The sequence below is a fragment of the Coprococcus sp. ART55/1 genome (assembly GCF_000210595.1).
Classification (GTDB): Bacteria; Bacillota; Clostridia; order Lachnospirales; family Lachnospiraceae; genus Coprococcus; species Coprococcus aceti.
In genome coordinates this window covers 2,087,402-2,096,774 of sequence record NC_021018.1, presented here as the reverse complement: position 1 = coordinate 2,096,774, position 9,373 = coordinate 2,087,402, and the positions used below count along the sequence as shown (strand labels likewise).

Annotated in this window: 3 protein-coding genes and 1 pseudogene; all 4 read right to left on the bottom strand. The window is 44.4% G+C overall.

What is annotated here, in order from left to right:
- Positions 1-361, bottom strand: a pseudogene (locus CCU_RS09450) (hypothetical protein); the annotation flags it as partial.
- 251 nt (positions 362-612) lie between these two features.
- Positions 613-5,913 carry a hypothetical protein gene (locus CCU_RS09445; RefSeq protein WP_015534460.1) on the bottom strand — a complete coding sequence of 1,767 codons (5,301 nt, stop codon included), beginning with the start codon at positions 5,911-5,913 and terminating at the stop codon, positions 613-615.
- Between the two features lie 153 nt (positions 5,914-6,066).
- Positions 6,067-8,259: an alpha-galactosidase gene (locus CCU_RS09440; RefSeq protein ID WP_015534459.1), complete on the bottom strand. Its 2,193-nt coding sequence runs from the start codon at positions 8,257-8,259 to the stop codon at positions 6,067-6,069.
- A gap of 73 nt (positions 8,260-8,332) precedes the next feature.
- Positions 8,333-9,037 carry a hypothetical protein gene (locus CCU_RS09435; RefSeq protein WP_015534458.1) on the bottom strand — a complete coding sequence of 235 codons (705 nt, stop codon included), beginning with the start codon at positions 9,035-9,037 and terminating at the stop codon, positions 8,333-8,335.
- Positions 9,038-9,373 lie beyond the last annotated feature (336 nt).

Here is a 9,373-nt window from a genome sequence, read left to right as displayed (position 1 = left end):
CTGTCGGCTGGACATTTCCACCAAACTGCTGACCCTGACCGTACTGCGGCTGACCATACTGTGGCTGTCCAAATCCTCCATACTGTCCACCTGTCGACTGGACATTTCCACCAAACTGCTGACCCTGACCGTACTGCGGCTGACCATACTGTGTCTGTCCAAATCCTCCATACTGTCCGCCCATCGGCTGTCCAAATCCACCCGGCTGCTGATTCTGCTGTGGCTGACCCGGGTTCGGCTGCCCTTGTGCACTGTTCTGCACCGGAGAAAATGCGCTCACTCCCGGAGTCGTGAGGACAGTAGTTCCCTCGTCCTCATCGTCGTCCATATCATTAAATCCATTTACGTTATTCTCGTCCATCTTTCTCTCCTTATTCTGCTCATCCCTTTTGCTGCTCTGGAACAATAATGTTCCCATAGAATCATGGTAGCATTTTATGTCTGCCATGTCCAACCAAAAACATCACATTACCTCAATTTTTACACTTTATTACCTGTTTTCTTTCGCTATTATGTAATAAAAGGCGTTATGATGATGAACACACAGAATAAAAAACAATCCGCCACGGATACAGATTGTATCCATGGCGGATTCTTCTATTTCTTTTGATATTATCTCTTCTTTATTACAACCGATTTCTTTCCACTCCATGCGGAATAGTAAACCTTACCATCAATCTTCTTAAAGCTTCGTACTCTGACATAATATCTCTTGCCCTTAGTAAGTCGTTTGATGGTCTTACTTGTAACTGAACCTCCGTTTACATTGGCCGTCTTTGCAGATTTAAACGATGCATTGTCTGCATACTGTATCTGATATCCGGTGGCCTTGGCTGCCTTATTATATGTAACCTTGGCTGTTCCGGCAGATGCACTTGTGAATTTCTTCAGCTTCACGGCAGGTACATAACTTCCTGTCTTCTCGCCGCCAAATGCCGAATTGTATGTCACATCGCCAAATGTCTTATAAGTTCTTATCTTATATGTATACTTTACACCCACATTTTTAGCTGTGACGTCCACGAACGATGTTGTCTCCGGATTCTGAACAACACCTGCTATCGTATATGCTTTTCCATTTACTCCTCTGTAAACAACATATCCCGATGCCGCTTTATACTTCTTCCAGCTCAACTTTATTCCATTTGCTGTGTTGTCAATGGACTCAACTTTTCTCACACCCATCTTGATGTCAAATGTGAGTGTCTTCTCCCCTTCATAGTCACCCTTGAATTTGATGACAACTTTGGCCTTGCCGATATTCTTGTTATTTGAATATGAAACGCTGTAATTTCCTGCGGCAACCTTTCTGCCCTTTGAGTCTTTTACCTCTACCGCAGGCTTCTTAGCTGTACCATCATACTCAACAGCGCTGTATGCAAGCCTGATACTCTTTATCCTGTATATACTCTGAGTTTCCTTGCTGGCTGACTTGCAGTTTTTGCACACATGCGCCTTATATCCGTCACTGGTCTGTGATGCCTTTTTCTTAACCGTCCACACCGTCTGATAATCGTGAGGAACTGTGGTCTCATCGTCTATGATAGTATCCTTTTCTCCGCAGTTATTGTCACATTTTGCCGTCTTGGTTCCCTTCTGCGAACATGTGGCATTTCCATCTGACTCATACTTTGTGAAACTGTGTCCTGTAGCAGGGATCACCTCGGTCTCATATATATCCTCATCCTCAATGTACCTTGTCTTCTCTCCGTTCTCAGTACATGTCGGAGTCTTGGTTATGATCCATCCCCCGTCATCTCCAGCCCCAAACTTCTGGGTCTTTGACTCAGCATATATCCACTCTGATGAACCCGTATTCTTATATCTGAGATCCAGGGTCACATCTGTGTATGTGTCATTTTCCACAACAGACATGATTCCCTGAATGATATTTCCATATGCATCAGTCCATCTTCCGCTGACAAATGGTGTCTTCTGGCTCTCATTATTTGCATATGTTATCTCTATATCTCCGGTTACACTGTATCCGTCCTCTGTCTTCTTCACCTTGCATCCTGATATGCTCACAGCGGAGATATCGTACTCGTTCTCTACCTCTGCCTCCACCTTCTCAGGAGTGATCGTCACGCTTCCTGTCTGCTGCGACGCAAGGCTGATCCTGAATGTATAACTGCGGTTCGCCTCAAATGTCCTGTCTATAATGAGTTGTCCGCCGTTCCGTGAGTATGTCTTTTCCAGAACCCCATCAGCATAGATTCTGGTGTATACTGTATTATCTCCGCAGTCCACCGTAAATCTGTACTCTCCGGTCTCCGTTGGGATAAATTCATACTCGATGCCCTCTCCGTCATAGCTTATATCCGCTGTTGTCTTCTGACCCGGTGTTATTTTTCCATTACCTGTCACATACGAATCGTGATATGTAAATGTTATCTGATCATCTTTCTCTCTCGCATAGAGTGCTATAATATAGCTTCCCTTTTTCAGAGAGAAAGCATCTCCACTGCTATATGTATCTGAAAAGCTGCCATCATCCTCAATGGTATATATACCCTTAAGCTCAAAGCCCTGTCTCTGAAGGGATACCACTCCATCTGACGCAATATCAAATCTGTACAGCTTTACATCCCCAGTGTTCTCAACACCTGAAAGCACCGCAGGCTCACCTGATATCAGGTACTCCAGCTCATCCACATTCAGATCCACGACATCAAATGATGCTCCCTGAACTTCACAATCGTCAGCCATTCCCCATATGTAAGGTATTATCTCATATGATCCGGTCTGTTCTGTTATCGTGTCGATGCTTAAATAGCTGCTCACCCTGCCGTTTTTCGTGATCGTATAGCTTGTATCATCGTCATCCGCATCAAATGTTCTGGTGCTTCCATCAGAATATGTGACAACGGTTTTTATGCTACCCTTAAGCTCATCAAATTCCCTCAGATATTCAGTCTTAGAAACGGTTGTGCTTACGCTTACAGCCTTGACGATCTCCTTCATTGTCACGCCGCATTTATTTACATTTTTTCCCGGATACACACATACATACAGATCCCCGCCTGCTGTGTCAAATCCCGCACTGCCAAATCCATCAGATGAATAAGCCACGTTGTTAGTCGTTATCTCTATTCCATTTGCATCCAAAATCCTGATGCCATCGATCTTCTCATCTGCGGATACCACATACGAACCCGCCTGGGCACTTACCTTATATATATGCACATATCTGTCGCCTGAAATATCAAGCGTCTTTGAGCTGTTCCATGTTCCAAGGCTCATGCTCTGTGCAGTCTTCACTGCAAATGGTATCTCAACCGTATCCATGCCATCCGCACCAGCGATTGCAAGTTCAACCATGTATCTGCCAGTATCAACCCTGCTGCCAAAGCCTGCGATCTCGACATACTTTCCAGTTTTCTCGTTATATCTGTACCATGTACTCGTGATCAGCTCATTATCCTCGCTGTCACCGACACTGGCCTCTTTTACACTGCCATCATCATATACAAACTGGAGAGTCTCTCTATCCAGAAGGTTTTTAATACCTGATAATTTCATATCTGGAAGGAATTCATAGGTTCTGTTATCTCTCAGTTTCCATAAACTGATCTTTGAATTTGACAAAGTTTCTCCCCTTGTCACATTCATGCTCCAACTGGTCTGCGTATCTCCCCACTTGTCCTCTACTCCGCCATCGAGACAGATATAGTATGTATTACCGCTCTCAAGTACAGCCTCGCCATCCGATACACTAAGTTTCTTCAGATCATACATTGTCTCATCATCAGCGTCAATTTTGCTGTAGATCTCCATACCGCCCACTGGGGCAAATGTATACCTAGCGGATGTCGAAGGCATAAACGTATAATATGCACTGCCATTCTCCGACAGACTTACCTGGTTAGATCCCTCCGCAAGACTTCCGACAGCAACATCCTCTATATCCTTTATCTCTATGTCATATGCATAAGAGTCCTCACTATACAGTGTGTATATCCTAATCTGTGCCGCTCCGACAGGGCACTCATTTTCCGTATCTGTAACTATCTCAGCACGTACCTCGTCTCCTCTGGAGGTTTCCACACTGTCCGAATCGTCAAACACCAGCTCCTCTGTTTTTCCGTCAGCATACGAGATCTTTACTCTGGTTCCATCTACATAACTGCTGATATCCTTATCGTAGCTGCCCATTCTGATGAAATCTGTGTTCTCGGGAACAGCAATCATATCTGTCACTTTCGGAATAAAGCTCAGTCTCACATTTGTCTTGGAAGTAGATAACTCATTATACAGGCCTACGTAATAAGTGCTGCCTCCAGTAAGTTTTCCTGTAACCTCTACCGGGCCCTCATCACCGGACTCATATACACAATAAGGACTGTCGCTTTCTATTACCACACTTCCGTCAAATGGCATGACAAAACTGTAATAGGCCTTGTCATACTCATCCGTTCCGACACTCACATTGTTGTCACCTTCGGAGAGCTGTCCTGCGCTCAGCTTGTCTATGGACACTACCTTAAGCACTGCCGTGCCGAGCAGCTCCTGATCTTCCTCAGCCGCATCATATCCCACAGCTACTTTGTACTCGCCCTCTGAAAGAGTTACACCTTTTTCATATTCGTACTCTTTCCAGTTATCATCAGATGACGAATAATATACTGTATATCTGTTTCCATTACTGTATCCACTTCCACCGGTCAGATCTATGCTTTCCGTGGACTTATCATTATACTTTATTGTACTGCTCGCACCATTCATAAAGCTTATCGGCGTTCCGGCTGCCCATTCGCTCTTTGCCAGCTTCAATGTCACCCCTGAAGGTGCCGCATACTTCTTCGCCTTGAGCCTGACCTCATTCAATGTTTCATTATCATCATCCGTTGTTCCTGAAAGTCTGACATAATAGGTCTTTCCCTTGACAAATGAATACCTGTCATTATCGGTCTCAACCACCGCCATGTCCGAATCATATACATCTATAAATGCAGTTGATGATTTATCTACTTCAAACACAAAGTCAGCAGTTGCAGATGGTATAAATCTGTAATACTCGTAACCGTCCACCCTGGTATCATATGCGTAGGTATCCGTCTCACTGATATTCCTTTTTCCTACAAAATATTCAGCAGGAGTCTGCACCTTTGCAGTGTACGAATCGTATATCTTGGTCGACTGGTTCGGCTCACTATCCATTTTGTCTGTAAGCTGAACAGTATACGTACCGGCCGGAAGTTTTTCCGCATCCGCATACGATACCATATCCCCTTCATCGCCCTCATAATAATAACTTCCCTTGGAATTCTTCACCCACAGACTGTATGTAACTCCATCTATCTTACAGTCTGAGCCGCTGATACCTGAACCGCGCACCTTTCCACCGGAATAGGTTACCGTTGCGTACGCCGATGTTATGGAGTCTGGTGTTTCCTCCAGTATCGTTGTATTATCCGGCACCATTTTTATTGCCGCCACATCCGGAAGCTTTCTCACGCTTATATTTGCACTTTCGGAAACTGTATAAGAACGGGCATACTTAGACCCAAGAATGTATTTCTCCCCCGCAGTGCACTTGTATACCAGCCTGCAGCATCCACTGCCATCCTTTTTACCTGTAGCAAGGCGCTTACTCTTACTGTTATACAAGGTCTCCTGAAGCATCAGCCGTGACTGGCTTCCCTGCAATATTATCTCATAATATCCTGTCTCATCCGTGACAAATGATATTTTACTCTCCTTGCCATTAACTATGTTCACAACCCCATAGTCACCCTCAAGCTCTGAAATATCCTCTGTAGCTGCTGATATCTCAGCTTCATTCATCTGTACGGCATACGCTGTCATATTTGACAGTAAAGTCTGTGCCTGTGCAGTCGTCATCGGTATATGAATGCACGACGACACCATGGCTACAGTTACAGCCGCAGCCATTATCCCCTTCAATTTCATATGTAACCTCCCTTTTTTTCCCATACATATTCAGCACATTTATGCCGAATATATAAGCACAAAAAATTACAGCCTCATATTATCATGAAGCTGTAATTTAATACAATATAATTAATATTTATGTATAAATAACACAATATCACTTATGCAATTTTACTTTCTAACCAGGTGGATCTGGTAAGCATTGTACTCGCCGAACTTGAGTGGTACAGGAAGTCCTATCTGTTCAAGTCCCTGTCCGCTGTACTCTGCGCCGGTCTCCTCGTCAACATATGTGGCATCCACATCAAGTCCCTTTACTCTGACAAAAGGTACAGGGGCATTGCAGAAGCTCTCCACCGTCACGATATTGACAAGGGTCTCTGACTTGTCCCTTGCGACAAATGACCATGCAGCTACACCTTTGCTCTTATCCGCATCCGTCAGTCTGTAGTAAAGTCCATTATGAAGAAGATCCCAGTACTTCTTGTAGTTTTCTACCTGAGCCTTTACCTCTTCCTTCTCCTCATCGCTGACCTTGTTCAGATCAAGCTCGTAGCCAAAGCTTCCTGCCATGGCAACAACGGCTCTTGTATTGAATGGAGTTGTCCTGCCTGTCTGATGATTTGGAACCGCTGATACGTGTGAACCAACCACCGATATAGGATAGCCAAATGAAGTTCCATACTGTATGTCAAGTCTGCAGATGGCATCTGTATCATCACTGCACCAGATCTGTGGTGTGTAATACATCATTCCGGCATCAAATCTTCCGCCGCCACCACTGCAGCCCTCGATGAACATCTTTGGATATCTCGCCTGAAGCCTCTCCATAAAGTCATATACACCGAGTACATACTTGTAGAGGATAGTTCCATTGTTCTGGATTCCCTCAGTCATGGAGTATACATTTAAGATGCTTCTGTTCATATCCATCTTTATATAATCAACATCTATCTTGTCCAGCACTGCTATCATCTGGTCAAATATGCAGTTTACGACCTCTTTTCTTGAGAAATCCAGATTGAGCTGGCTTCTTCCCATGACAGGCTTTCTTCCAGGGATCACAAATGCATAATCCGGATGCTCCTTGAAAAGCTCGCTCTTCTCGGATACCATCTCAGGCTCGATCCAGATACCGAACTTCATGCCGAGATCCTTAACCCTCTTGACAACATCAGCCATAGGGCCGCCCATCTTATCCTCATTTACAAACCAGTCGCCGAGACCTGACTTGTCATCATTTCTCACACCGAACCAGCCGTCATCCAGAACCAGCATCTCAACGCCGAGCTCTGAAGCCTGCTTTGCTATATTAACTATATCATCACCGTTGAAGTCGAAGTATACTGCCTCCCAACTGTTGATGAGAATAGGTCTTCTCTTTATCTTGTACTCGCCGCGGCAGATATTGTATCTCACAACATCATGCATCTTGTGTGACATGTCGGCAAATCCATCAGGAGAATACACCATGACAACCTCAGGTGCCACAAATTCACTCTCTGGATAGAGTACATACTCGAACATATCATCCTGAACGCCCATGTTGAGTCTCACCTGATCTGTCTGATCCTTCTCAACCTCACAGTTGAAGCTTCCACTATAGAGAAGTGAGATTCCGTAGCAGTCGCCCGCATCCTCATTCGCATCCTTGCCTGCTATAACCACAAATGGACTGTGCTGATGGCTTGAAGTACCTCTTGTGCTTCCGATCTTCTTCACGCCGTGCTTGATCTCTTCTCTCTCATACATGCGCTCCATGGCATGTCTTCCGTGAAAATGTATAAGGTCGTAATCACCTGTCACAAAGTCCAGGCTCACGCTTGAAGCCTTTGCCACGAACATATCCGCATCGCTGATATTCTTGATGATAGCTGATCTGGTTATCAGATCCTTATCCTCTATAATTCCATACAGAAGATCAACCTCCACTCCCACCTGAGGATCCTGAAGAACGATCTTAAGGGTCTCACCCTTCTCGCCGTCATTTGTGTAAGCAGCAGGAAGTCCCTTGAGACTATACTTACTGTCCATCACCTCATATGAAACATATCTGAGATCACATCCATGTATTCCCTCTATGTCCTTTATGTTGAATGCCGGAGTCCTGAAATCTCCGTTGCCGTAGCAGCTATATTCCAGTGGAATGTTGTCCAGAGAGAATTCTCTGTGCTCCTGTGCTTCATAAGGATTGCCTGAGAATCCTCTATCGTAATGAGTTATGACATATGACATATCCCCGTCCATTTTCTTGCCATAATACAGATGAGCCAGATACCCATAGTCGATCACCTTCATCTGATATGTAGTATTTTTGGTGTTCAATGTGAAAAGCTTTTTCTCTTCATTTATCAATATTGCCATGCCCAAGTCCTCCTTTTCGTGATCTCCAGTTTCTCTACAGCCAAATTTCATTTGACTGGTCTTTCCTCATAATTTATCTACAACCAGCTCCGCCGGATTGTATTCCAAGTTCCACCATGTAGTCCACAAATTTCTCCACATATCCATAATCCGCCGCATATGCTGACAATCCAATATATGCCTTGCCATCTGTGTACTCAGTAAGTCCTGCCGCCTTGTATCCTTCAGATACATCTATTCCGACAGGTATCTTCTTCCCCTCTTCATCCTCGTAATAAATTATCCTATCCTTATACTTATCATATATATCGCCGACCTTCTCATCCGACAGGTCTGCAAGTCTGCCGCTCTTCGCCAGACCTATGAGATTGTCATACTGGCACAAGACTGCCTGAGCAGTGTCCGCCTCAAGGTATGCCAGCACCTTCATATAGTAACTGTTCTTATAATCTGAGTTATTTGCCAGATTAAAAAATGCATTGTTGTCAAATGTAACCCTTCCCGGGAGATTTTCTTCCCCTACATACGACACAAATCCCTGTGTCAGCCTGCAGTCCTCTGAAACATCATCGTAGTTGTTCACAAGGACGACATCCAGTATCGGCTTGTCCTCCCTCGTTGCAAACACAACAGTAAAATACACTACAAGTCCCACGAGAACGACCGCACCGATTATCCAAAGCTTGTAATAATCCCAGATATATCCTATTTTTTTGCGTATGGAGTCCATCTCTTTTATCTTCTGTTTTTCTTCTTCCGTGATTATCGGCTTTTTCATAGACGTCCTCCTTTTGTTTCGCACTTACGATATATTTTGGAACAGACGCATGAGAGGCGCTTCGCGCGGCGTCTGCAGCATCGCAAATACTTCGTATTTACGATATATTTTGGAACAGACGCATGGGAGGCGCTTCGCGCGGCGTCTGCAGCATCGTAAATACTTCGTATTTACGATATATTTCACAAGGGTGGCGTCAGTAACCGACGTCACCCTGTGGTCATATATAATATCTTCTTTAACTTTCTTTAGAGCTTTCCACCTGATGTTGCAATACCTTCTACGAACTGCTTCTGGAATATCAGGTATATAACGATCATTGGTATACATGATATA